The organism is Ruegeria sp. AP11 (assembly GCF_056535865.1).
The window spans coordinates 62,238-87,666 of the sequence record NZ_JBQFJB010000001.1 but is presented as its reverse complement, the minus strand read 5'-3'; the positions used below and the strand labels follow the sequence as shown (position 1 = coordinate 87,666).

General features: G+C 60.0%; 21 protein-coding genes. 12 read left to right on the top strand and 9 right to left on the bottom strand.

Annotated elements, in window-relative coordinates; translation table 11 throughout:
• Positions 1-165: 165 nt before the first annotated feature.
• Positions 166-1,560 carry a dihydrolipoyl dehydrogenase gene (gene lpdA, locus ACR3E4_RS00460; RefSeq protein WP_480531845.1) on the top strand — a complete coding sequence of 465 codons (1,395 nt, stop codon included), beginning with the start codon at positions 166-168 and terminating at the stop codon, positions 1,558-1,560.
• Between the two features lie 134 nt (positions 1,561-1,694).
• On the opposite strand, the gene ACR3E4_RS00455 is transcribed toward lpdA, so the two are convergent.
• On the bottom strand, positions 1,695-3,080 hold the full coding sequence (locus tag ACR3E4_RS00455) for a M20/M25/M40 family metallo-hydrolase (protein ID WP_480531847.1): 1,386 nt from the start codon (positions 3,078-3,080) through the stop codon (positions 1,695-1,697).
• Positions 3,081-3,381: 301 nt separating this feature from the next.
• On the opposite strand from ACR3E4_RS00455, the gene hemA reads away from it, so the two are divergent.
• From hemA to ispG, 3 genes are all read left to right on the top strand, one after another.
• The gene (gene hemA / locus ACR3E4_RS00450) at positions 3,382-4,605 is read left to right on the top strand and encodes a 5-aminolevulinate synthase (protein WP_480531849.1); all 1,224 of its coding nucleotides are present in this window, start codon (positions 3,382-3,384) and stop codon (positions 4,603-4,605) included.
• Positions 4,606-4,734: 129 nt separating this feature from the next.
• Positions 4,735-5,949 (top strand): helix-turn-helix domain-containing protein, encoded by a 1,215-nt coding sequence (locus ACR3E4_RS00445; protein WP_480531851.1) that lies wholly within the window; start codon positions 4,735-4,737, stop codon positions 5,947-5,949.
• A gap of 70 nt (positions 5,950-6,019) precedes the next feature.
• On the top strand, positions 6,020-7,141 hold the full coding sequence (gene ispG / locus ACR3E4_RS00440) for a flavodoxin-dependent (E)-4-hydroxy-3-methylbut-2-enyl-diphosphate synthase (RefSeq protein WP_480531853.1): 1,122 nt from the start codon (positions 6,020-6,022) through the stop codon (positions 7,139-7,141).
• A 14-nt stretch (positions 7,142-7,155) separates the two neighbouring features.
• Here the strand turns inward: ispG and ACR3E4_RS00435 are convergent, their stop codons facing one another.
• From ACR3E4_RS00435 to ACR3E4_RS00420, 4 genes are all read right to left on the bottom strand, one after another.
• On the bottom strand, positions 7,156-7,731 hold the full coding sequence (locus ACR3E4_RS00435) for a Rieske (2Fe-2S) protein (protein WP_480531855.1): 576 nt from the start codon (positions 7,729-7,731) through the stop codon (positions 7,156-7,158).
• Positions 7,732-7,854: 123 nt separating this feature from the next.
• Positions 7,855-8,409, bottom strand: coding sequence for a CHAP domain-containing protein (locus ACR3E4_RS00430; RefSeq protein ID WP_480531857.1), 555 nt, complete (start codon positions 8,407-8,409; stop codon positions 7,855-7,857).
• 253 nt (positions 8,410-8,662) lie between these two features.
• A complete protein-coding gene (locus tag ACR3E4_RS00425) occupies positions 8,663-9,421 on the bottom strand; it encodes a DsbA family protein (RefSeq protein ID WP_480531859.1) in 759 nt (252 codons plus the stop codon).
• Positions 9,418-10,800, bottom strand: coding sequence for a M48 family metalloprotease (locus ACR3E4_RS00420; protein WP_480531861.1), 1,383 nt, complete (start codon positions 10,798-10,800; stop codon positions 9,418-9,420). Before ACR3E4_RS00420 ends, ACR3E4_RS00425 begins: the two co-directional genes overlap by 4 nt.
• Here ACR3E4_RS00420 and ACR3E4_RS00415 point away from each other — a divergent pair.
• The 3 genes from ACR3E4_RS00415 (at position 10,799) to ACR3E4_RS00405 (ending at position 15,834) form a co-directional block, all read left to right on the top strand.
• Positions 10,799-11,962, top strand: a complete 1,164-nt coding sequence (locus ACR3E4_RS00415; RefSeq protein ID WP_480531863.1) for a pyridoxal phosphate-dependent aminotransferase — start codon at positions 10,799-10,801, stop codon at positions 11,960-11,962. The two genes, ACR3E4_RS00420 and ACR3E4_RS00415, sit on opposite strands and share 2 nt — an antisense overlap.
• A gap of 66 nt (positions 11,963-12,028) precedes the next feature.
• Complete coding sequence (locus ACR3E4_RS00410) at positions 12,029-13,249, top strand: N-acetylmuramoyl-L-alanine amidase (RefSeq protein WP_480531865.1); 1,221 nt, start codon at positions 12,029-12,031, stop codon at positions 13,247-13,249.
• Positions 13,250-13,344: 95 nt separating this feature from the next.
• Positions 13,345-15,834, top strand: coding sequence for a penicillin-binding protein 1A (locus ACR3E4_RS00405; RefSeq protein ID WP_480531868.1), 2,490 nt, complete (start codon positions 13,345-13,347; stop codon positions 15,832-15,834).
• On the opposite strand, the gene ACR3E4_RS00400 is transcribed toward ACR3E4_RS00405, so the two are convergent.
• Positions 15,828-16,658: an aminoglycoside phosphotransferase family protein gene (locus tag ACR3E4_RS00400; RefSeq protein WP_480531870.1), complete on the bottom strand. Its 831-nt coding sequence runs from the start codon at positions 16,656-16,658 to the stop codon at positions 15,828-15,830. The genes ACR3E4_RS00405 and ACR3E4_RS00400 overlap by 7 nt on opposite strands.
• Positions 16,659-16,735: 77 nt before the next feature.
• Between ACR3E4_RS00400 and prfB the strand changes: the two genes are divergently transcribed.
• The 3 genes from prfB to ACR3E4_RS00385 all read left to right on the top strand — a co-directional run bounded on the left by prfB (position 16,736) and on the right by ACR3E4_RS00385 (position 20,252).
• A complete protein-coding gene (prfB, locus tag ACR3E4_RS00395) occupies positions 16,736-17,860 on the top strand; it encodes a peptide chain release factor 2 (RefSeq protein WP_480531872.1) in 1,125 nt (374 codons plus the stop codon).
• A gap of 181 nt (positions 17,861-18,041) precedes the next feature.
• Complete coding sequence (locus ACR3E4_RS00390; protein WP_480531874.1) at positions 18,042-19,439, top strand: amidase; 1,398 nt, start codon at positions 18,042-18,044, stop codon at positions 19,437-19,439.
• A gap of 27 nt (positions 19,440-19,466) precedes the next feature.
• Positions 19,467-20,252 (top strand): DUF2189 domain-containing protein, encoded by a 786-nt coding sequence (locus ACR3E4_RS00385; RefSeq protein WP_480531876.1) that lies wholly within the window; start codon positions 19,467-19,469, stop codon positions 20,250-20,252.
• An 8-nt stretch (positions 20,253-20,260) separates the two neighbouring features.
• Here ACR3E4_RS00385 and ACR3E4_RS00380 read toward each other — a convergent pair whose 3' ends face one another.
• From ACR3E4_RS00380 to ACR3E4_RS00370, 3 genes are all read right to left on the bottom strand, one after another.
• A complete protein-coding gene (locus ACR3E4_RS00380) occupies positions 20,261-20,947 on the bottom strand; it encodes a helix-turn-helix domain-containing protein (protein ID WP_480532350.1) in 687 nt (228 codons plus the stop codon).
• A gap of 335 nt (positions 20,948-21,282) precedes the next feature.
• A complete protein-coding gene (ilvN, locus tag ACR3E4_RS00375) occupies positions 21,283-21,843 on the bottom strand; it encodes an acetolactate synthase small subunit (protein WP_480531878.1) in 561 nt (186 codons plus the stop codon).
• A gap of 67 nt (positions 21,844-21,910) precedes the next feature.
• Positions 21,911-23,662: an acetolactate synthase 3 large subunit gene (locus ACR3E4_RS00370; protein WP_480531880.1), complete on the bottom strand. Its 1,752-nt coding sequence runs from the start codon at positions 23,660-23,662 to the stop codon at positions 21,911-21,913.
• Positions 23,663-24,087: 425 nt separating this feature from the next.
• Between ACR3E4_RS00370 and ACR3E4_RS00365 the strand changes: the two genes are divergently transcribed.
• Together ACR3E4_RS00365 and ACR3E4_RS00360 are read left to right on the top strand one after the other, a co-directional pair.
• A complete protein-coding gene (locus tag ACR3E4_RS00365) occupies positions 24,088-24,933 on the top strand; it encodes a HalD/BesD family halogenase (protein ID WP_480531882.1) in 846 nt (281 codons plus the stop codon).
• A gap of 42 nt (positions 24,934-24,975) precedes the next feature.
• Complete coding sequence (locus ACR3E4_RS00360) at positions 24,976-25,362, top strand: bleomycin resistance protein (protein WP_480531884.1); 387 nt, start codon at positions 24,976-24,978, stop codon at positions 25,360-25,362.
• The last annotated feature ends 67 nt before the right edge of the window (positions 25,363-25,429 follow it).

Here is a 25,429-nt window from a genome sequence, read left to right as displayed (position 1 = left end):
GGTTCGGTTCTAGCCTTTGGATTGACGCGGGTATAGGCTGAAATCAGCGCAAAATTGGCGATCTGACCCCGCGTCATATATGTCGCGGGCGAGGATGTTGATGTGCTTCGGAAAATAGTTTAATGGTAAACTAAATTTGAAACCGACCTGCGCCGAGAGGGACACATGGCTGCACAATCTTATGATCTGATCGTAATCGGGGCAGGCCCCGGGGGCTATGTTGCTGCTATTCGTGCAGCTCAACTAGGGCTGAAAACAGCCGTGGTCGAACGCGAGCATCTGGGTGGCATCTGTCTGAACTGGGGCTGCATCCCGACCAAGGCGTTGTTGCGGTCGTCGGAAGTGTTCCACCTGATGGAACGTGCCAAGGATTTCGGCCTCAAGGCCGACAAGGTGGGCTATGATCTGGACGCGGTGGTCAAGCGCTCGCGCGGGGTGGCGGCTCAGCTGTCGGGCGGCATCGGGCATCTGCTGAAAAAGAACAAAGTTACCGTGGTGATGGGTGAGGCGACGATCCCGGCCAAGGGCAAGGTCAGCGTCACGACCGACAAGGGTACCGAAGAACTGACGGCCAAGAACATTGTGCTGGCCACCGGCGCCCGCGCCCGCGAACTGCCGGGGCTCGAGGCGGATGGTGATCTGGTCTGGACCTACAAACACGCGCTGCAGCCGCCCCGGATGCCCAAGAAACTGCTGGTCATCGGCTCGGGCGCGATTGGTATCGAATTCGCCAGCTTCTACAACACGCTGGGCGCGGATACGACTGTGGTCGAGGTGATGGACCGAGTGTTGCCGGTGGAAGATGCCGAGATCAGCGCCTTCGCCAAGAAGGCCTTTACCAAGCAGGGCATGAAGATCATGGAAAAGGCGTTGGTCAAGCAGCTTGACCGCGCCAAGGGCAAGGTGACCGCGCATATCGAGGTGAAGGGCAAGGTCGAGAAACAGGATTTCGACACGGTGATCTCTGCCGTCGGTATCGTGGGGAACGTTGAAAACCTGGGGCTCGAAGCTCTGGGCGTGAAGATCGACCGCACCCATGTGATCACCGATGAATTCTGCCGCACCGGAGTCGACGGGCTCTACGCCATCGGTGACATAGCCGGCGCGCCCTGGCTGGCGCATAAGGCCAGCCATGAAGGTGTGATGGTCGCCGAACTGATCGCAGGCAAACACGCGCATCCGGTCAAGCCCGAAAGCATCGCGGGCTGCACCTATTGCCAGCCGCAGGTTGCATCGGTGGGGTACACCGAGGCCAAGGCGAAAGAGCTTGGCTATGACATCAAGGTCGGACGCTTCCCGTTCATTGGGAACGGCAAAGCCATCGCCCTGGGCGAGCCTGAAGGGCTGATCAAAACCATCTTTGACGCCAAGACGGGCGAGTTGCTGGGTGCGCATATGATCGGCGCTGAAGTAACCGAGATGATTCAGGGCTATGTGGTGGGTCGGCAGTTGGAGACCACTGAAGAAGACCTGATGAACACTGTCTTCCCGCACCCGACGCTGTCAGAGATGATGCATGAAAGCGTTCTGGATGCGTATGGCCGTGTGATCCATATGTAAGGGAAGGGGGCTCTGCCCCCGCCGCGGCATGCCGCGACTCCCCCGGGATATTTATGGCCAGATGAAGCAGGGGATCCGTACTTCATCTGGCTGAAAATATCACGGAGCGCGAGGCAGAGCCTCGCTGAAAACTCCTATTTATTCAGTGCATCCAGAATGCGGGCCCACGAGCGGATGCCCTTGTGGAAGCTTTTGACGTCGTATTTCTCGTTCGGCGAATGGATGGCGTCGTCGTCATTGGCATACCCGACCAGCATCGAATCCAATCCAAGCACGGTGTCGAAATAGCCAACGACCGGGATCGAGCCGCCCATGCCGGTGAACACGGCCTCACGGTTCCACTCGTCCGAAAGCGCGCCGCGTGCCGCTTCGAATTCCGGACGGTCGAGGTTCATGACCGAAGCCGGTGACCCCTCAAGATCGTTGTCCCAGACGACTTTGGCGTCGGGGGAGAGGCGGTCTTCGACATGTTTGCGGATCTTGCTGCGCAGTGCGTCAGGGTCCATGTCGCCCACAAGACGGCAGGTGATCTTGCAATGTGCCTCAGAAGGGATCACGGTTTTGGACCCAGCGCCGTTGTAGCCACCCCAAAGCCCGTTGACCTCGAGCGTTGGGCGCGCCCATTGTTGTTCCAGCGTGGAATAGGCCTTTTCACCGTGGGGCTGGGAATAGCCGACCGAGTTCAGATATTCCGCCTCATCGAATCCGCAGTTTTGCCACTGGCGCAGCTGGTCGGCGGGCACCTCGTGAACGCCCTCATAGAAACCGTCAACGGCAACGCGCCCGGTTTCCTCGTCATAAAAGGACGCCACAAGACGCGACAGTTCCCGCAACGGGTTCAGGCCCGGCCCGCCATAATGGCCCGAGTGCAGGTCGATGCGGGGGCCGATGATGGTAAATTCATCCTTCAACATCCCGCGCAGTTGCGACGCGATCGAGGGCACGCCGCGTGAGACCATCGAGGTGTCGCAGACCAGCGCCAGATCGGCCTGCAGCTCGGCTTTGTTCGCCTCGAGGAACGGCACCAGTGAAGGCGAGCCTGATTCCTCTTCGCCCTCAAAGAAGAATGTGATGCGGCAGGGCAGGGTGCCATGGACGGCCTTCCAGGCGCGACAGGCTTCGACGAAGGTCATCAATTGGCCTTTGTCATCAGAAGAGCCGCGCCCGCGGATCACTTGCCCGTGTTCGGTGTCTTCCAGCGCGGGATCAAACGGGTCGCGGTTCCACAGCTCCAGCGGATCGACGGGCTGCACGTCGTAGTGGCCATAGAACAAGACATGCGCGCCGTCGCTGCCCTCGCCCACATGGCCAACGACCATGGGGTGGCCGGTGGTTTCCCGTTTTTCTGCCGCGATTCCGATGCTTTGCAGATCGGCGACAAGCCAGTCGGCGGCTTTGTCGACATGCTCTTTGAAGGCCGGGTCGGTCGAGATCGACGGGATGCGCAGAAACTCCATCAGGCGGTCGATAGAAGTGGTCAGATCGGTGTCGATCCGGCTCAGTACAGCGTCAAGCGACATGGGGTTCTCCTGGGAAGGTTCTGGATTTGGGCAGAGCCTAGCAGCATGGGCGAGGCCGTCCAGTCTGTTTCGCGGTTTGGGCTGGGGTCAAGACCTGCGTCGTTTCCTCGCGTTTTCTGGCCGTAACTTTGCTTGTCGGTTCAGGCGTTAGGCGCTATTTGATGCAAATCAAAGTTGGGTTCACCGGTTCGGCTGTAGGCAGGCCGGACAGAAGAACACAGCGCCATGTTTCCGGTTCGACTGTGATATGGCGGAAAAACGCGTCCGGCGCTATGATAACCGGGCATCCAAGGAGGGTCCGTTGGACTATACTGCTCAGCTCGATTCAGCGATTGCCAGGCTGCATGACGAAGGACGTTACCGGACCTTTATCGACATCGAACGTCGTAACGGGCATTTCCCGCATGCGGTGCGGACCTGCCCGGACGGATCGCAGCAGGATATCACCGTATGGTGCGGCAATGACTATCTGGGTATGGGCCAGCATCCGGTCGTCCTTGAGGCCATGCACGAAGCGGTGGACGCCGCCGGTGCGGGTTCGGGCGGCACGCGCAATATTTCGGGTACGACCGTATATCACAAGCGGCTTGAATCAGAGCTGGCCGATCTGCACGGCAAGGAAGCCGCGCTGCTGTTCACCAGCGCCTATATCGCCAATGACGCGACGCTTTCGACCCTGCCCAAGCTGTTCCCCGGTCTGATCATCTATTCCGATGCGTTGAACCATGCCTCGATGATCGAAGGTGTGCGCCGAAATGGTGGTGCCAAGCGCATCTTCCGTCACAACGACGTTGCGCATCTGCGCGAGCTGATGGCGGCGGATGATCCGGCGGCTCCCAAACTGATCGCGTTTGAATCGGTTTATTCGATGGACGGTGATTTCGGCCCGGTCGAAGAGATCTGCGATCTGGCCGATGAATTCGGCGCGCTGACCTATATCGACGAGGTCCACGCGGTTGGCATGTACGGCGCCCGCGGCGGCGGTGTGACCGAGCGGGACAATCTGGCCCACCGCATCGACATCATCAACGGAACGCTGGCCAAGGCCTATGGCGTCATGGGCGGATATATCGCCGCCAGCGCCAAGATGTGCGACGCGATCCGGTCTTATGCTCCGGGCTTCATCTTTACCACATCGCTGCCACCTGCGGTTGCGGCAGGGGCGGCGGCCTCGGTGGCTTATCTGAAAACTGCGCCCGAGCTGCGCGAACAGCATCAGACCCAGGCGAAGATCCTAAAGCTGCGGCTGAAGGGGCTGGGCATGCCGCTGATCGATCACGGCAGCCACATTGTTCCGGTGATCGTCGGCAATCCCGTCCACACCAAGAAGTTGAGCGATATGCTGCTGGATGATTATGGCATCTATGTGCAGCCGATCAATTTCCCGACCGTTCCGCGCGGCACTGAACGGTTGCGGTTTACCCCGTCTCCGGTGCATGGACCTGACGAAATGAACCGTCTGGTACAGGCGATGGACCAACTTTGGTCACATTGTGCGCTAAATCGCGCCGAACTTGCGGGATAACCTCACACCAAAGTGTGCAACGAGTTTGCTGCGTGTTAAGCTTACGCTAACAAAAGTAACGGACGAATCGTATAGGGTCGATTCGCTGTTTGCGCGTAACACGCGACAGGCAAAGATGGGGCAGCAGGAATGATTGGGCGCAGATCACAGCGCAATTCCGAAGAGGACATGGATGTCAGACCCAAAGGGTTTGATGACTATGAGGTACGGCTTGGCGATGTCATGCGCGGTGAACGCGCGACGATGGGCAAGTCTCTTCTGGATGTGCAGCGTGAACTGCGGATCAAGGCCAACTACATCGCTGCAATCGAAAACGCCGATCCTGAGGCTTTTGACACGCCCGGCTTCATCGCCGGGTATGTTCGTTCTTACGCGCGCTATCTGGGTATGAACCCGGACGAGACGTTCCAGACCTTCTGCAGGGAAAGCGGCTTTGAAGTCGCGCACGGGATGTCGGCCGAGGCGTCTGTTGTGAAGAAGGCGCAAGGCGGTTTGCCTGCGCGCGGGCCGATGGGGCGCGATCCGTTCGTATCACCCAGCACTCCCTATATTCCCGGCCACGAATCCGTTGTCAGCCGTATCGAACCGCGCGCCATTGGCTCGACGCTGGTTCTGCTGGCCGTTATTGGCGGTATCGGTTACGGCGGCTGGTCGGTTCTGAACCGTATCCAGCAGGTTCAGGTCAGCCCGGTCGAACAGGCTCCCGTTGTCCTGACCGACCTCGATCCGCTTGATGCGGCCCAGGCCCGGTCGGATGAGGTCGAATTGGCCGGTCTCGACACCCCGAGTTCTGAGGCGCTGGATCGTCTGTACCGCCCGCAGGCATTGGATGTACCGGTTCTTGTGGCGCGCGATGCACCGATTTCAACGCTTGATCCGCGTACCGTCGGTACCTTCAGCGCGCCGGAACCGCCGCAAATTCAGGTGACCGAAGTGCATACGGTTGAACGCCCGGCGCTGCCACAGGTGGTCGAGCAGGTGGATACCGCGCTCAGGATTGTTGCCGTTGACCCGGCCTGGATGCGGGTGACCGCTGCCGATGGTAGCATCATCTTTGAAGGCACGCTGGGCACGGTTGAACAGGGTAGCACCTTCGAAGTACCGCTGACCGAAGAGCCGCCGCTATTGCGTGCCGGGGCCTCGGGGTCTGTCTATTTCTCGATGAATGGTGAACACTACGGCCCTGTCGGCGCGCCGGGAACGGTGGCCAAGGGTGTCGTGCTGTCCAAGGGCGCGGTGGCCGAACAGTACACTGTGGCCGATCTTGAAGCCGAGCAGAACAGCGCGCTCAAGCAATTGGTGGCCGAACTGCAGACCGAGGCGGCAGAAGCGCCCGCCGAGTGATCTTGGCATTGCTCCTGATGGGTTGGCGAACTATCTAAGGGCCAACTCAGGCTGATCCGGACCGATCCTCATGTCCCTCAATCACGTGCGCCCGTGGCGCAATATCTATCGCCGCAAGTCCCGTCAGATCATGGTCGGCAACGTGCCCGTAGGTGGCGACGCGCCCATTGCCGTTCAGACCATGACCAATACGCTGACCACGGATGTCGCGGCGACCGTCGCGCAGGTGCAGGCGGCGGCAGAGGCGGGGGCGGATATCGTGCGGGTCTCGGTCCCGGATGAGGCTTCGTCAAAAGCGTTGAAAGAGATCGTGCGCGAAAGCCCCGTGCCGATTGTGGCCGACATCCATTTCCACTATCGCCGGGGCATCGAATCCGCCGAGGCCGGTGCGGCCTGTCTGCGCATCAATCCCGGCAACATTGGCGATGAGAAGCGGGTGAAAGAGGTCATCAAGGCCGCGCGTGATCATGATTGTTCGATCCGGATCGGGGTGAACGCGGGCTCGCTGGAAAAACATCTGCTCGAGAAATATGGCGAGCCGTGTCCCGAGGCGATGGTCGAAAGCGGGCTGGAGCATATCCGTATTCTTGAGGATAACGATTTTCACAACTTCAAGATCAGCGTGAAGGCCAGCGACGTGTTCCTCTCGGCAGCCGCCTACCAGGGCATTGCCGAGGCTACGGACGCCCCCATCCATCTGGGCATCACCGAGGCCGGAGGTCTGGTCAGCGGCACCATCAAATCGGCCATCGGTCTGGGCAACCTGCTGTGGATGGGCATCGGTGACACCATCCGCGTCAGCCTGTCCGCCGACCCGGTGGAAGAGGTGAAGGTCGGCTATGAGATCCTGAAATCGCTTGGCCTGCGCCATCGCGGCGTCAACATCATCTCCTGCCCGTCCTGCGCGCGTCAGGGGTTTGACGTGATCAAAACCGTTGAGGCGCTGGAGCTTCGGCTGGAACACATCAAGACACCCATGAGCCTGTCGATCATCGGCTGCGTGGTGAACGGCCCGGGCGAGGCGCTGATGACCGATGTCGGTTTTACCGGCGGCGGGGCGGGGTCCGGCATGGTCTATCTGGCGGGCAAGGCCAGCCACAAGATGTCGAACGATCAGATGATCGACCACATCGTGGAAGAGGTCGAGAAGAAAGCGGCGGAACTGGACGCGGCGGCTGAGGCGGCTGAGTAGAAGGCATTAGGCATTTATCTCAGGGATGGCAGTCTCGAGACATCAATGACCAGAGACTGCCGGTCTCCGGTAAAATCAATCGGGTGTACTGTAAGATTTTCTGGGGTTGGACCTTGTCTGGCGCGGCCCCACATATCAAAATGCGCACCTTGGCACGGATCGAAGAAGCCGTCGTAGTTACCGGCCTGAGTGAGAACGATGCATCCAAAGCTCGCTGGGCTTACAGGGCTACCGATGAACCATTCGACACGGGCGAAATCCTCAGGATCAAGCGCACGGGCAAGCGATCCATTGTTCAGAGCCTCAGCCCAATCCTCCAGAGCGATGTTTGGATCGGCCTGCGACATCGCGGTAGCCATTTCAGCGGGGCTACGGCGCCAAATGACAACTGGCTTGCCCAAGATGGTCAGTGTTTTGAAATCGCCGGGCTCCCAGCTTTCTATAGGGACATTATGCAGTCTGGATTGATATCCAGATTTGACATCGGCTGTAGGTTCCATGCTTGAAAACAAAAAGTGAAAACCAATGGCAACGGTCAACAATGCCCAACCTGCGGTTAAGTAGTAGAGGAAAGAGCCCTTTTTCTTCATTGGGTGTTTACTTTAAACTTGGTCTACTCAATCGCGTATTGGTTGAATGGTTATCAATACGCCTACACGGGTGGAAGCGTATATTGATCTATTAATTGTCTCCGAAGGGAAAGGTAATGTGGGTTACTCGCCGAATTTCGGATATATGAATCCGTTCACCGGATAGTTGCTGCCGTATTGCCCCGGTCGGGTTTCGACCCGGACCAGCGTCCAATCGTTGTTTTTGGATACGTCCTTGACGCCCATTTTCAACGACACTTTGTTGCGGTGCCAGTTGGCGTGGTTCACGATGACTTCGCGGTCGGTGACGATATCTGACACGACCGCCACGTGGCCCAAAGGCATTCCTCTGGTTGCCCGAAACGACATCACCGAACCGACAACCGGTTCATTGCCCCGTTGAAAGAGGTTGTGAGCCTTGCCCCACCAGTCTTTGGCATTGCCGCGAATTTCGATGCCGCTGAGGTTTCGTGCATAGGGTACACACCACACTCTTTGCCCCCGGGCCTGCTTTTTTGAGACCTCTTGCAGCGCCATGGCCTGACGTTCGGGATCGAGATCCACCTCATTTGGGTTCTGAGCGCAGGCAGAGACAAGAGCAAACAGCCCCAGCGCAATCGCGGCGCGGGCAGGCAGGCGTGGCCAAATCGTATTCGTTTTGCGAATGCTGTTTTGCAAGAAACTTCGGTGCCGGTTTGAGTGGTGCCCGAGTTTTAGTGCGATCTTGTGGCGTATGGAAAGAGGCCTGCTGTTCGCAGGCAAGATTTTGCCAGTTCCAAATGCCTGTTGTGGCCAAATAGTCGCGCGGGAAGGCCTGCGCGCTTCCTTTATTAGATATCTTACTGCGGGTCCGAGACCGAGAGCGGCTTTGTGAGTCCAAAGCCGCCCTCGATCCCATAAGATATGACTTGAGGCCTATCTGTCCGCGCGCTTACCCTTGTTCCGCGCGCACACCGTTCGCGATCTGCAGCATCTGATCGGCAGGCAGGAAGCCACGCAGCATCTCGGTGCCCAGCACAAAGGATGGCGTACCCGAAATCCGCATCTTCTGCGCCAGCTGGCGGGTCTGGGCGATTTCGGCCGTCACCTCATCGCTGTCCATCGCCGCGACAATGGCGTCGCTGTCCAGACCCAGACCATCTGAAATCCGGCGCAAGGTAACTTCGGACGGCTCGCCGCTGAACGCCAGCAGGGCGTCATGCACCTGCTTGTAGGCATCGTCGCCGGCCACTTGTTTCGTCGCAATGGCGAACCGCGAGGATACGACCGAGGCGTCGCCCAGAATCGGCAGTTCCTTGATCACCAGACGGATATTGCCATCTGCGGCCAACAGGCTGGCCACTTCGGGCACGGCGCGGCGGCAATAGCCGCAGCGGTAGTCCATAAACTCGACCAGCGTGATGTCTCCGTCCGGGTTACCGCCGACCCAGCTGTAGCCGTCGTTGAACAGCTCATCCGTATTGGCCGCGACCAGATCCTTGTCGGCGGCGGCTTCGGCGGCGGCGTTGCGTTCTTCCAGAATGTTGATCGCTTCGAGGATCACTTCCGGGTTATCCAGCAGGTATTCACGGACCTGCGCGCCGAACTCGGCCTTTTCCGCTTCGCTCATGGCGTTCAGGTCCAGCGCCTGCGCGGGAGCGGCAAGCATGGAAAGCCCCAGAAGGGCGGGTGCAGTGTGTCTGAGGATCATTTCCGTTTCCTTTTCTTTTTCTTCGCCCGTTCCGAGGCAATCAGCACGTCCTGTGCCCGTTGCCATCCCGGAGACCCTTCGGGCAGTCGCCCGATGGCGCGTTTTGCGTGGATGCCTGCATCGTCCAGCCGACCATGCAAGGCATATCGTTCTGCAGTCACCACCGACGCCATCCCGGTGTTGCCCACCTTTGCGTATGCCGCGCCCAGATCCTGCATCAGCCGGGCGTTTCGGTAGTCCCTTGCGCGTGCTTTTTCAAGCGCTTGCAAGGCGTTCTTCGTTTGACCATCCGCCAGAAGGGCGCGCCCGTACCCGGCCAGGATCAGCGAGTCGTTCGGGGCCATATCAACAGCTGACCCGTAGGCTGCAACCGCTTCTTTCACCCGGCGATGTTCCAGAAGGATCTGGCCTTTCAGCTCATAGAAAAATGGGTCATCGGGCCGGAATTCAAGGGCTTTGTCGATGGCGGCGCGTGCCCGGGTCAGGTCGCGGTTCTGATGATGGGCCGAAGCCTCGCGCATCAGGCGGATATCGGGATCGGTTTCCTCGGACGCGCGACGCAGGGTCCAGCTAGGTGCGCGCAGCCAGGCCGACAGCTTACCCTTGACCCGGGCTAACCAATAGTCGGCATTGGCGTTCTGCGGTGCCTCTTCGCTGAACTGTTCCAGAAAGTGCTCAGCCGCGCGCAGACGTTCCCGGCTGGTGGGGTGCGAGCGCATATAGGGGTCCTGATTGACCTCGCTCAGCAGTTCCTGACCGGCAAACTTGCGGTGCAGGTTGACCATCCCGCGCGGAGAGATGCCCGACCACCTCAGATAGCTGGCCGCGCTGCGATCGGCCGAGGCCTCTTCGGCGCGGGTATGGCCCAGAAAGCTGCGCAGCGCAGACGAGGATGTGCCTGCGGCGACCCCGGCCGCCGCCTCGCCGCCGCCAGCAGCAGCGACGATCAGGGCCAGCGCGGTGCCGAACTGGGCGTTGCGCTGTGCGGCGCGCAGGTTCTCGGCCCGACGGGCGAGGTGGCCGTTTGCGATATGGGCGGCTTCATGCGCGATCACGGCCTGCAGCATCTCGGGCGTGTCGACGGACAGGATCAGGCCGTAGTTCACATAGATGGTGTTGTAGTCGATGACGAAGGCATTGAACGTGCTGTCATTGACCACCAATATCCGGACGCGATTGGTGTTCAAGCCGGCGGCGCGCAGGATCGGAAAGGCCAGTTCGCGCAGGCCATGTTCGATGTCGGGATCGCGGATCAGGCTTTGCGCCTGGCTTTGCGCGGTCGCCGCCAGCCACACCAGCGCAGCCAGCATCAGGGCCGGGATTGACGCCAGCCGGGATACGCGTTCAAAAGCCATGGCTGCAACATGGGAGATGGGCATGAGAAACTCAACCCGGTCCGGGGTCGATCCGTTTATTGTGATGGACGTGATGGAGGCCGCGCGCAAAGCCGAAGAGGCCGGACGCCACATCATCCATATGGAGGTCGGCCAGCCCGGCACCGGTGCCCCGAAGGGCGCCACCGCAGCACTGGCCAAAGCCATGGAGCAAGGGCCGCTGGGCTATACGGTGGCATTGGGGCTGCCTGCATTACGCCAGCGTATCGCGCTGCTTTATGGTGAGTGGTACAATGTCGATCTGAACCCCGAGCGGGTGGTGATCACGCCCGGTTCTTCGGGGGGCTTCCTGCTGACTTTTACGGCCCTGTTCGACAGTGGCGACCGCGTGGGCATCGGCGCACCCGGCTATCCCTCGTATCGGCAAATCCTGAAAGCGCTGGGACTGGTGCCGGTCGATCTGCCCACCGCGCCCGAGAACCGGTTGCAGCCGGTGCCTGCGGATTTTCCGCAGATGGATCTGCAGGGACTGATGGTTGCCTCGCCAGCCAATCCCACCGGCACGATGCTGGATCACGCCGCCATGGGCGCGTTGATTGAGGCGGCGCAGGGGCAGGGCGCCTCGTTCATCAGCGATGAAATCTATCACGGTCTGGAATACGAGGCCAAGGCCGTCACCGCGCTGGAACTGACGGATGAGTGCTATGTGATCAACTCGTTTTCCAAGTATTTCTCGATGACCGGCTGGCGGGTTGGTTGGATGGTGGTGCCGGAAGATCAGGTGCGGGTGGTGGAGCGCATCGCGCAGAACATGTTCATCTGCGCGCCGCATGCCAGTCAGGTGGCCGCGCTGGCGGCGATGGATTGCGAAGAGGAACTGCAGGCCAATCTGGATGTCTATCGCCGCAATCGTGCGCTGATGCTGGAGGGGCTGCCCAAGGCCGGGTTCACCAACATCGCGCCGCCGGACGGGGCGTTTTATGTCTATGCCGATGTCTCGGATCTGACCGATGACAGCCGCGCTTTTGCGGCCGAGATTCTGGACAAGGCCGGGGTGTCCGTCACGCCGGGGCTGGATTTCGACCCTGTGCGCGGTCACACCACGCTGCGGTTTTCCTATGCGCGAGCAACGGCTGACATTCAGGAGGGGCTGGATCGTTTGCAGCGCTTCATGACGGAACGCGACGCAATCGCTGCGCCGGTCTAAGGCGTTCACAAAGGCCGGGGGATGCGATAGGCTCGGCGCCAAACGATCTCGGGATAACTTGAGGCCATGAGCAGGATTTTCTACGCACTCGCCCTGATCTGGGCGCTGACCGGTGCTGCGTTCGCGCAGGACTTCAACGCGCTTGCCCGGGTGCTGCCGGATCAAAGCCGGATCAGCGATGAAGGCCGGTCGGGTGTGAAGCTGGAACTGAGCCTCAGTCAGGGCGTACCCTATCGCGTCTTCACCCTGCGCGATCCCTACCGGATGGTGCTGGACTTTCAGGAGGTCGACTGGACCGGGATGGACCGTCAGAGCTTTGTCCAGACCATCCGTATCAGCGGCGTTCAATACGGGGCCTATGTGCCCGGCTGGTCGCGGATGGTGCTGGAACTGGGCGCACCTTTGGCGATTGAAACAGCCGATCTGCGCGTGGACGAGGCGACGGGCACCGCGCATCTCTCGCTGCATCTGGTGGGCACCGATTTCGACAGCTTCGCTGCCAGCGCAGGGGCGCCGCGTCAGCCGGGATGGGATTTGCCCGAACCGATAGAGCTGCCCAAGGCGACAAAGCCGCGTGATGGTCAAAGTGTTCGCGTGATGCTGGATCCCGGCCATGGCGGCATTGATCCGGGGGCCGAGGTCGACGGCACCGATGAAAAGACCCTGATGATGACTTTCGCGCGCGAGCTGCGCGAGATGCTGCTGCGCGCAGGCGGGTTCGAGGTGGTGATGACCCGGGTGGACGACCATTTTGTCAGTCTTGAACGCCGCATTGCGCTGGCGCACCGGGCCGGGGCCGATGTGTTCATCTCGCTCCACGCGGATTCGCTATCCGAAGGGCAGGCGCATGGGGCGGCGGTCTATACGCTCACTGATGAGGCATCGGATGTGGCCAGCCAGAAACTGGCCGAGCGCCATAGCCGGGGAGATCTGATTGCCGGGATCGACCTGAGCGGGTCGGACGATCAGGTGGCCGATGTGCTGTTGGACATGGCGCGTCAGGAGACCAAACCGCGCACGGATGCTCTGGCGCGGGCGCTGGCCGATGGGATGGCGCAGCAGGGCGGGCCGATGAACAGCCGCCCGTTGCGAACCGCGTCTTTTTCGGTGCTCAAGGCTGCCGATATTCCTTCGGTTCTGGTCGAGCTTGGGTTTCTGTCCAGCCCGCGCGACCTGAAGAACATCCAAAATCCGCAATGGCGCGCCTTGATGGCGCATGGCATCGTGCAGGGGCTGCAGGCCTGGCGGCAGGATGATCTGGTGAAACGTGCGCTGATCGGGCAATGACGCGGCGGCGCAAAATGGCCATTGTAGGGTTTCGTGTTTTGACCCGGGGCGGGCGGGTCCCTATATAGGCGGCACCGCGAGTAAAAGGCAGTAACGTGATCCGGTTCATTCTTTCGTTTTTCGGGGCGATCTTCAGCCTCGTGACTTTGGGTATTTTCATGGCCGCGCTGGTCGTCGGCGCGGTGTTCTGGATGTATGGGCGCGATCTGCCCAGCCATGAATCGCTGGCGCAGTACAAGCCGCCGACGATCAGCCGGATTTATTCGGGCGAAGGCCAATTGATCGACGAATTCGCGCAGGAACGCCGCCTGTTCACCCCGTCCGAGGAAATCCCTGATTTGGTGAAACAGGCGTTCATCTCGGCGGAAGACAAGAATTTCTATACCCATCAGGGCTATGACCCGCGCGGCATTGTTGCCGCCGGGGTCGAGGCGGTGCGCACCAAAGGCGCTACTGTTCGCGGTGCGTCGACCATCACGCAGCAGGTGATGAAAAACTTCCTGCTGTCCGGCGACCGCCGGGCCGAACGCAAGATCAAGGAAATCATCCTCGCCACACGGCTTGAGGATACCCTGGACAAGGAACAGATTCTCGAACTGTATATGAACGAGATCTTTCTGGGCCAGAACTCCTATGGTGTGACCGCTGCGGCGCAGACCTATTTCAACAAGACCTTGCAGGAACTGGCACCGCACGAAGCGGCGACACTGGCTGCGATGCCCAAGGCACCGTCGGATTATCATCCGGTGCGGCAGAAAGAGCGTCTGCTGGACCGCCGCAACTATGTGCTGCGCGAGATGCAGCAGAACGGCTATATCGATCAGGCCACCTATGAGACCGAGGTCGAGATGCCGCTGCGATCAGTCCAGAATGGCGATTTCGAAAGCTTCCGCACCGCGCTGCCGCCGCGCGACTATTTCACCGACGAGATTCGCCGTCAGCTGAGCGAGGATTTCGGTGAGGGTGAGTTCTTTACCGGCGGATTTACCGTTCGCGCCTCGGTCGATGAAGAGATGCAAGTCGAGGCGGCCAAAGCCTTGCGCACGGCTTTGCAGAAATACGACCGCTCGCGCGGGCGCTGGCGTGGTACGGGTGACGTGATCCCCGAGGAAAAGCTGGCCGACGAAACCCTGTGGCGCGAGGCGCTGGCGATCATGGAAATCCCGCGCGACGTGGTATTGCCGACGCAATGGTATCCCGCCGTCGTGCTGAACGTGGCTGACCAGTCCATGACAGTTGGTATCGAGGATGGTCCGGCGGATGGAATTGTTCCGCGGTCTGACATCCAGTGGATGCAGGGCAATTTCCAGGACAATTTCAAACGCGGTGACGTCATTCTGGTGATGGCCGGAGAAGAAGGCCAGTGGTCTGCCCGTCAGGTCCCCGAAGTACAGGGCGGCTTTGTCGCTATGGACGTGAATTCGGGCCGTGTTCTGGCGATGCAGGGCGGGTTCTCGTATCAGGACACCGTGTTCAACCGCGCCACGCAGGCGCAGCGTCAGCCGGGCTCATCCTTTAAACCTTTCGTCTACGCCGCCGCGCTGGATAGCGGATACAGCCCCGCCACAATCGTTGTGGACGCGCCGATCGAGGTGAACACGCCGCAGGGCCTGTGGCGGCCCAAGAACTCGTCGAACAAGTTCTATGGCCCGACACCGCTGCGTACCGGGATCGAACAGTCGCGGAACCTGATGACCATCCGTCTGGCGCAAGAGGTCACGATGCCTGTCGTGGCCGGGTATGCCGAACGGTTCGGCGTCTATGACCGGATGGGGGCGTTTCTGGCCAACTCTCTGGGGGCCGAAGAAACCACGCTCTACAAGATGGTCGCCGCCTATGCGATGTTCGCCAATGGCGGTGAACGGGTTGAGCCGACTCTGGTCGACCGTATTCAGGACCGGTACGGCAAAACGATTTACCGGCATGACGACCGGCAATGTCTGGATTGCAACTCAAACTGGCTGGAGCCAGATGAAGCGCCGCAGATCATCACCGATCGCAGCCAGGTGATGGACGCGATCACCGCTTATCAGCTGACCTCGATGATGAAGGGCGTGGTGGATCGGGGAACCGCATCCAGCGTCGTCAATCTGCCGGTGCCGACAGCGGGCAAGACCGGCACAACCAACGAATCCAAAGATGCGTGGTTCATCGGTTTCACCTCGAATATCGTGGCGGGTTGCTATATTGGTTACGACCGCCCGCGCCCGATGGGGCGGGGGGCCTATGGCGGCACCTTGTGCGGTCCGGTCTTCCAAAGCTTCATGGAAAAAGCGGTCGAGAAATACGGTGGCGGTCCGTTCGAAGTGCCTCCCGGTGGGCAGTTCATCAAGATCGACCGCTTCAGCGGTGCGCGTTTGCCTGCGGATGCGTCGGGCGACTATGTGGTTGCCGAATACTTCCGCGATGGCGTCGATGGCTTTATCGACCGTATCTATGACGGTGGCTTCGCGGTTGGATCCGAGTTGCCGTTGTTCGAAGAAGTCACGCGCGGCGGACGTCAGGTGACCACCTCGACCGGAAACACGATCACCGTTGGCCCCAATGCCAGCCAGGGCGACCTGCAGGGCGGCGGGCTTTATTGATCCGCGATCTCAAGAAACTGGTGAAGCAGATCGGCCTCCGGGTCGATCTCAACCTGCCCATTGGAGCGCCAGAAAATCGATAGCGCGCACTTTGCGGCGACCCATTGAGCCAGCCGATGGGCGCTGACATTCATCGCATTGGCGTAGAGGGGCAGGCATCGTTCGATATGGCTGCGTTGCCGTACCAGTTCGGCCATGCCTTTGGGGTGACGCAGGGCGTTGGCAAGCTCGAACGCCGGATCACCCAGATACCCTTTGGCATCGAAAACCCGAGGGCCGTGATCTGTCAGAATGACATTGTCGGGATGCAGATCACCGTGCAGCGGGATCGTGGCAGGCTGGCTGTGCAGTAATGCGCGCGCCAGATCGATTGCGCGGATCATGTCATGCCGGAAGGGCGCGGGGCAATCGGGTGAAAATCTGCAAGAATATATGGGTTCAAAGACCGCATGCAGTGGTTTCAGGCCCGCGGCCTCTACTTGCGGTGTCTGATGCAGGCGGGCTGCGGTTTCAGCCAGCATGGTCAGGGCCGTATCGGTTTCACCCGCCCGGGCCAGATCGCCCAGAGATGGCCCCTCCAACCACTCCATCAGCACGGCATTTTCTGTCTCTGCCAGAACCTGCACCGCGCCGCGATCCTGCCAGAGCTTCATAAGGATTGTCCCTGCAGCTTCGTTCCCTCGATCCACCTTGTGATAGAGTTTCAGCACAACGGGACCATGGGCCGTTTTGACCTTCCAAACCTGCGCATGACCGGTCTCGGCAATACGCGACAGGATGTTCAGCCCCCACATCCGGGCAATCTTTTCCACTGCGTTTTGCATTCCGATCCCGCCCGTCTTGTGGTGGCCCCAAGCTCTTGCTATCACGCAGGCCTGATTGAGCAAGTTGGGACAAGACCATGCGCGCCGAAACCCAGAACATCGTGGCGGAAATCGAAAAGTCGCTGGAGCTGCTGGCGCAGCGCATGGACTATGAGACGGCGCCGCATCGATTGGAGGAGTTCAACGCCCGCGTCGAGGACCCCAACCTGTGGGACAACCCCGAGAACGCGCAGAAGCTGATGCGCGAGCGGCAGATGCTGGTCGATGCCATCGAAACCTACGAATCCATCAAGACCGATCTCAGCGACAATATCGAGCTGATCGAACTGGGCGAGATGGAAGAGGACGCCGAGGTCGTGCAGGATGCCGAAGCCGCCATCAAGGCGCTGCACGGCAAAGCCGCCAAGAAAGAACTTGAGGCGCTGCTGGATGGCGAGGCCGACAGCAATGACACCTTCCTTGAGATCAACTCGGGTGCAGGCGGGACCGAGAGCTGCGACTGGGCCTCGATGCTGGCGCGGATGTATGTGCGCTGGGCCGAGAAGAAGGGCTATACGGTCGAGCTGCAGTCCGAGACGGCGGGGGAAGAGGCGGGGATCAAATCCGCTGCCTACAAGATTTCCGGGCACAATGCTTATGGCTGGCTGAAATCGGAAAGCGGCGTGCATCGTCTGGTGCGGATTTCGCCCTATGACTCGGCGGCCAAGCGGCATACCTCGTTCAGTTCGGTCTGGGTCTATCCGGTTGTGGACGACAATATCGAGATCGAGGTGAACCCCTCGGATATCCGTATCGATACCTATCGCTCGTCGGGCGCGGGCGGTCAGCACGTGAACACCACCGACTCGGCGGTGCGGATCACGCATATCCCGACCGGGATTGTTGTGACATCATCCGAAAAATCGCAGCACCAGAACCGTGACATTGCCATGAAAGCGCTGAAATCGCGCCTCTATCAGCAGGAACTGGACCGCCGTAACGCCGATATCAACGCAGCGCATGAGGCCAAGGGCGATGCGGGCTGGGGCAACCAGATCCGGTCTTACGTGTTGCAGCCATATCAGATGGTGAAGGACTTGCGGACGAACCACGAGACTTCGGACACCAAAGGGGTACTGGACGGCGATCTGGACGGGTTCATGGCGGCTACGCTGGCGTTGAATGTGGCGGGCAAAAGCCGATCCGAGGCGCAGGGCGAATAGGTCGGGCAGGGGGCGCTGCCCCCATCGCGGCAGGCCGCGACTCCCCCGGGATATTTTGGGCCAGATGAAGCGGGATCCCGTGCGCGCGTCTGGTCGGGAAAAGATACATTGAAACAGTGGGTTTAAATGGCGTGGCGGCTTGGCTAGGCTGAGCGGCGAAAGCCTGATGCGAGCCCCGCCGATGAACCTGAGCCAAACCTCTGCCACAGACCTTTTGGGTGCCCTTGCGCGGCGTTCGGTCTCTGCAAGTGAGGTCATGCAGGCGACGCTGGATCGGATCGGTGAGGTCAATGACCGCGTGAATGCGATCGTTGCGCTGCGGGATGGTGACGCGTTGATGGCAGAAGCGCAGGCGCTGGATGACGGCCCGATCCGGGGGCCGTTGCACGGTTTGCCGATTGCGGTGAAGGATCTGGTGAACGTGGCGGGGATGGCATCGACGCAGGGCTCGCCGCTGTTCAAGGACCATGTGCCATCTTCTGACGATCTGATAGCGGCCCGGATGCGGGCGGCGGGGGCGATTCTGATCGGCAAGACCAACTCGCCGGAATTCGGGTTGGGCTCACACACGTTCAACCCGGTCTATGGCGCGACGCGCAACCCTTATGATCCCGCACGGTCCTGCGGCGGATCGTCGGGCGGGGCAGCGGTGGCGTTGGCCACGGGCATGGTGGCGCTGGCCGACGGGTCGGACATGATGGGCAGCCTGCGCAACCCGGCTGCGTGGAACAACGTCTATGGGTTCAGGCCCAGTTGGGGGCGGGTGCCGTCGGAGCCGGTGGGCGACAGTTTTCTGCATCAGTTATCAACTCTTGGCCCCATGGCGTGCAGTCCGGAGGATATCGGGGTATTGCTGGACGTGATCTCGGGCTCTGATCCGCGGATGCCGCTGAGCGTGGACAGCTCCGATGTCTCACCTGTTTCCGCGACTGATCTGAAGGGCATGCGGATCGGGTGGCTGGGCGATTGGGGCGGTGCGTTTCCTTATGAGGCCGGGATATCTGAGCTGTGTGAGGCGGCCCTGGATGTCTTTACCGCGCTTGGGGCGCGAGTTGAGCCTGTGGCGCCTCCGTTCGAGGCCGAGCGGATTTGGGACAGTTGGATTACCCTGCGCTCCTGGAGTGTCGCCGCCGGGTTGGAGCCTTTGTCGGATCGGAAAGGCGCGCTCAAGGACAGTGCGCAATGGGAGTTGGAGCGGGGATTGGCGCTGAGTGCGATGGAGGTGCATCATGCCAGTCTCACACGGTCCGAGTGGTTTCGGCGCTCGGCGGCTCTGTTTGAAGACTATGATGCGCTGGTTCTGCCCTCGGCTCAGGTCTGGCCCTTTGATCTGAACCGGCCCTATCCGACCGAGGTCGCAGGGCAGGGGATGGACACCTATCATCGCTGGATGCAGGTGGTCACGCCGGTCAGCCTGCTGGGCCTGCCTTGTCTGGCGCTGCCCGCCGGGTTCGGGGCGCAGGGATTGCCGATGGGCGTGCAGCTGTTCGGGCCGCGTGGCTCGGACGCCCGGATATTGGCAATCGGAGCATCGTATCACAGCGCCACGCAATGGCCGCAGAAAAGACCGGCCGCCTAAATCGGCCTTGGGGAGGAGAGACAGAGCATGGAAAAACCTTTTGGCGTTCCGACGATGAAACCGGTCGATACGGCCATGCTGAAAGAGGCGCTGCGCCGGGGCTGGCAGGATTTCCGCCGCGCGCCGGTCTTCGGCCTTTTGTTCGCCGGGTTTTATGTGCTGGCAGGATGGGGGATGGCCTGGGTCACGCTGCAGACGGGCACCTCGTTCTGGCTGGTGCTGGCGGCGATCGGGTTTCCCCTGATCGGGCCATTTGCCGCCGTTGGGCTTTATGAGGTTTCGCACCGGTTGGAGCAGGGCGAGCCACTGGATTTCAGCACCATATTCGGGGTTGTCGTGCAGCAAAGCCGCAGGCAGTTGCCGTCGATCTGCGCAATCATCGTGGTGATGTTCCTGTTCTGGTTTTTTCTGGGTCACATGATCTTTGCCCTGTTCATGGGGCTGTCGACCATGACCAATATTTCTTCGTCATTCGAGGTGTTTCTGACGCTCAACGGCCTGTCCATGCTGACAATCGGGACGGTGGTTGGCGCGATTTTCGCAATCGTGCTGTTCATGATCACGGTGCTGTCGATCCCGATGCTGCTGGATCGGGAACTGGATTTCGTGACCGCCATGATTTCCAGCTTTGGCTATGTTTCTGCCAACAAAGGCGTGATGCTGGGCTGGGGTGCCTTTATCGCTATCGTCACGTTTCTGGCAATGATCCCGTGGTTTCTGGGCCTGTTGCTGGTTCTGCCTCTACTTGGACATGCGAGCTGGCATCTGTACCGGCAGATTACCGAAAGCACCGAGGCTGAAGCCACCAGCTGACGGTGGTTTTACCGGCTTGAGGGGGCTTGCGGGGCATTGCGTCCAAGCCGCAATGCAGCACCAAAATCGTATACCAGATGGTAAAGCTCCAGCCTTTTGAAATCAGGGCCCGGGCCCATCTGGTTCGGCAAACGCAGCACATAACCCGTCCAGCGTGTTTCAGGCTCCGAGGGGATCTGTGACAGGATCATCATACGGCAATCTTGGCCCCCTTGACGGGATATGAGCGCATAAATCTGCGTGCCCGCATGGGAAACGATCCCCTGCAATTCACGCGCGGGGGCAGGGTCATCGGGCCTGACGGACCGGGGTTCATAGCCGCGCATCAGGACGCAATGACCGATGCGGCGCACATGCAGAAGCTGGTGGTGCGCATTGTCGTTGCCGTTGGGGTCGGTCTCGATCGCGTGATAAAAGCCCGGACCGAACCGCGTGCCGATCCCGGCGCCAAGGAAGCGGTCGATGGTCTCGGCAGCGGGATGTTCGATAGCGGGTTGGATCTCGTCCAGAGGTTCCAGCAGGATGCGCGCATCGACACAGAAGAACCGACAGATCCGATCCAGCACATCGGGGCGCGGAAAGCTCTCGCCGCCGAGGTACCGGTTGAATTGCGTGCGGTTGATGCCCAATTGCCGGCACAGTTCCGAGACCGACGGATAGCGGCGCGCAAGCAATCTGAGATTTTCGCCAAACATACTGCGCAATTCGGCCGGGCTGCGGATGGTGTCGGTCACGTTTGTCCCAGGATTCTGCTGGTATTTTCAGGAAAACATGATCGCATCGGCGCAAAAGCCGAACGATAGTCAGAAATCGTAAAGAAGACCCCAACGGAGGCCGTCTGGCACCCCGCTACCCGTTATACGCTAGCGGTGTATATGTCAAAATCAATAGTCTTTTGGCTAATTTGCATGATCTTTTTCGCGTTGTTACGCAATTAGACCAAGACAAAAAACCGCGCGCTGTGTTGCGCACGGTTCATTCATCTTATGGTGGCCCGGCAAGAATTCCGGGCGGGATTCTCGCCGTTGACTCAGTCGCCGCGCAGCAATGCGGCAACACCGGTACGGGCGATTTCGGCAAGGCCCAACGGACGCATCAGATCGGCGAAGGCGTCGATCTTATCCGGTGCGCCGGTGATTTCGAAAATGAACGAATTCAGCGTGCTGTCGACCACATTGGCGCGGAAGATATCGGCAAGGCGCAGCGCCTCGACCCGCTTGTCGCCTGCGCCGACAACTTTGATGATCGCCAGTTCACGCTCGACCGACGCGCCCTCGACCGTCAGGTCATGCACGTCCCGGACCGAGACGATCCGGCCCAGCTGCGCCTTGATCTGTTCGATTACCTGCGGCGTGCCGGTGGTCACGATAGTGATGCGGCTGAGGTGCCCGGTGTGATCCACCTCGGCGACGGTGAGACTTTCGATGTTGTAACCCCGGCCGGAAAACAGGCCAATCACACGGGCCAGAACGCCGGGTTCGTTCTCGACCAGAACGGCGATGGTGTGTTGTTCCTGCACGTCCGAGAAAGTCGGGCGTAGGTTGTAGGCGGAGTGGCGCGTCGCGCCTTTTTTGATTTGTAGGGCAGACATTTATGTCCCTTTCATCATCTTGCGATGGCCGGGCACCGGGGCGCCCGACAAAATCCGTCGAAATTGGTTAAACCAGAACCGAACCTTTGGAGTCGATCACACCCTGCGTCTCGGCTTCGCCCAGCAGCATCTCGTTATGCGCCTTGCCCGACGGGATCATCGGGAAGCAGTTTTCGTGCTTTTCAACCAGACAGTCGAAGATCACCGGGCCGTCATAGTTGATCATCTCCATGATCGCGTCGTCCAGATCGGCGGGATCAGAGCACAGGATACCCTTGGCACCAAACGCCTCGGCGAGTTTGACAAAATCGGGCAGCGCCTCGGACCAGGAGTGCGAGTAGCGCTCGCCATGCAGCAATTCCTGCCACTGGCGGACCATGCCGAGGCGTTCGTTGTTCAGGATAAACTGTTTCACCGGCAGGCGGTACTGCGCGGCGGTGCCCATTTCCTGCATGTTCATCAGCCAGGATGCCTCACCGGCGACATTGATCACCAGCGCGTCGGGATGTGCCATTTGCACACCGATTGAGGCAGGGAAGCCGTAGCCCATGGTACCCAGACCGCCCGAGGTCATCCAGCGGTTGGGGTCCTCAAAGCCAAGATACTGGGCCGCCCACATCTGGTGCTGTCCAACCTCGGTAGTGATATAGCGGTCGTGCTTTTTCGTCAGCTCTTCAAGACGTTGCAGCGCGTATTGCGGTTTGATCGACTTTTCGCTGTTGGTATAGGCCAGGCAATTGATCTTGCGCCAGTCGGCGATCTGCGCCTGCCATTGTTTGACATTGGCCGCATCGGTCTTGCGCCCGCGCGATTTCCACACTTTCAGGATGTCTTCCAGCACATGGGCCACATCACCCACAATCGGGATATCGACGCGGATCACCTTGTTGACCGAGGACGGATCGATATCGATATGTGCTTTCTTCGAGTTGGGCGAGAACGCGTCGATGCGCCCGGTGATCCGGTCGTCGAAACGCGCGCCGACATTGATCATCAGATCGCAGTCATGCATCGCCAGATTGGCCTCATAAAGACCGTGCATCCCCAGCATCCCCAGCCAGTTTTCACCCGAGGCCGGATAGGCGCCCAGTCCCATCAGGGTCGAGGTGATGGGAAAACCGGTGGCGTCCACCAGTTCGCGCAGCAATTGGCTGGCTGCGGGGCCAGAGTTGATGACGCCGCCACCGGTGTAGAAGACCGGCTTTTTGGCGGTTTCCATTGCGGCAACCAGTTCGGTGATCTCTTCCAGATCGCCCTTCAGCACCGGCTGGTAGTGCGAGGTCGACGGCTTTGGCGCATGGTATTCGCCTGTGGCGAACTGCACATCCTTGGGAATATCGATCAGCACCGGACCGGGGCGGCCCGAGGTGGCGACGTGAAACGCCTCGTGCAGGGTTCCGGCCAGTGAATCCGTGTCCTTAACCAGCCAGTTATGCTTGGTGCAGGGGCGGGTGATGCCAACGGTGTCGGCCTCTTGAAACGCGTCTGAGCCGATCATGAAGGTGGGCACCTGACCGGTCAGCACCACCAGCGGGATCGAGTCGAGCAACGCGTCTGTCAGGCCGGTCACTGCGTTGGTGGCACCGGGGCCCGAGGTCACCAGCGCAACGCCGGGTTTACCGGTTGAGCGCGCATAGCCTTCGGCCGCATGGATCGCGCCCTGTTCGTGGCGCACCAAAATGTGACGGACGTCGTTTTGCAGAAAGATCTCATCATAGATCGGCAGGACGGCGCCGCCGGGGTATCCGAATACCGTGTCCACGCCCTGATCCTTGAGGGCCTGAACCACCATTTTTGCGCCGGTCATCTCACGTGTCATCTGCTTTGCTCCGTTCGCGACATGTGTCTTGCATCTTGCATAAAAAAAGCCCCCGAGATTTTTCGGAGGCGCATGGGTTCGATTATGGTTTACCGTTACCGGCCCATGCGCGTGGTTCCTACGATTACGACTAGCGCTTTCATCGCCAGAGGCTCCTTCTTTGCGTGCAGGGACATTATGGGTGGGGGAAAGGGGCGTCAACAGGCAATTGCACCAATTTTCTATCTCAGCGGCGGTATTTTGCGACATATTGTTGCGCATTTTGCCGCATGTGGGGAATTTCCGCGAATATTCGGGGTTCTATGCCGGTTTGGTCGCAGATTCAAAGGTCTGAAAGCGGCAGCACAATGTCCGAAACGGGCATGATCGGTCGGCCTCTCTGCGCCACGCTTGTCTGTAACCGCACAATATGAAGGAGGTCAGCGATGCTGCAGGATCTGGTGGATCTCGGGCGATATCCGATCGACTGCCCAGGGTCGCGGGCGTATGATCGGATGATCGAGGATCTGAGGCGCGAGCTGGATCAGGACGGGTGCGCAGTGTTGCCCGGTTTTGTGCACGAGGCCGGTCTTAAGCATCTGGTGCGCGAAGCCGAGGCCACGGCCCCGCAGGCGCATCGGTCGTTCAACCGGACCAACGCCTATTTCACCCAGGACGATCCGCGTTTTGGCATCGGGCATCCGCTGCGCCGTTTCTATGACCGGTCGAACGCCTTTGTACCGGCTGATAATTTCACCAAAGACGGCCCCTTGCGGCGGATTTACGAGTTTGAGGGGTTCATGCCCTTTATCCGCGATGCGTTGAACGAACCTGAGGATCGGTTTTTCCGATACGATGATCCGCTGGCCGATGTAATCGTGAACGTGGTCGAGGAAGGGCAGGGTTTTCCGTGGCATTTCGACACCAACAATTACACCGTCACGCTGGCGATACAGAACGGGGAAGAGGGCGGGGCGTTCCAGTATGCGCCCAACCTGCGCAGTTCGGAAGACGAGAATTTCTCGGGCGTTGCTGCGGTTTTGGACGGAAACATGGGGCGGGTGCGTAACTTGGAACTGCAGCCCGGAGACCTGCAGATCTTTCGCGGACGGTATTCCCTGCATCGGGTCGCACCGGTCAAGGGGCCGCGTCCGCGTTACGTCGGGATCTTTTCGTTTGTCGAAACCGAGGGCATGTGTGGCGGGGTTGAGCGCACGCGTCAGCTTTATGGCCGGGTACTGCCGCATCATCATGAGCGCGAAGGATTGCGTGGCGATCAACTGATCGACTGAAACATGTTAGTCTGTGGCCCAACGGAAAAAGAGGGCCAATGGATGCAGATATTACAGCTGACCCCATTTGTTCTGTGTTCGTCATTGGATGCACAGATTGATTTCTATACGCGGCGACTTGGTTTCGCCTGTACGTTCCGGCAGGATAATTACGCCTTTCTGCGCCGTGATCCGGTGGCGATCCGCCTGCTGGAATGTCCGCCGCGTTCGGACGGGCGAGCCTTGGGCGATGATCAGTCTTTTTACATCGATGTGAAGGGGATCGACGCCTTGTTCGAAAGTCTGCGCCCCGGTCTTGAGGACCTGCCCGAGGGGCGCGTGCGACCGCCCTTCGATCAGCCATATCAGCAGCGCGAATTTCATGTGCTCGACGAAGACGGGACGCTGGTGTTCTTCGGCGAGGATATCAGTGTGCGTAGCAGCGGGTAGGTCTCCCGCCCGTCGTCAATGCGCCTTTGGCGCATCTTCTCCGGTTGGGCCGGGCAGCGCGTGCCGC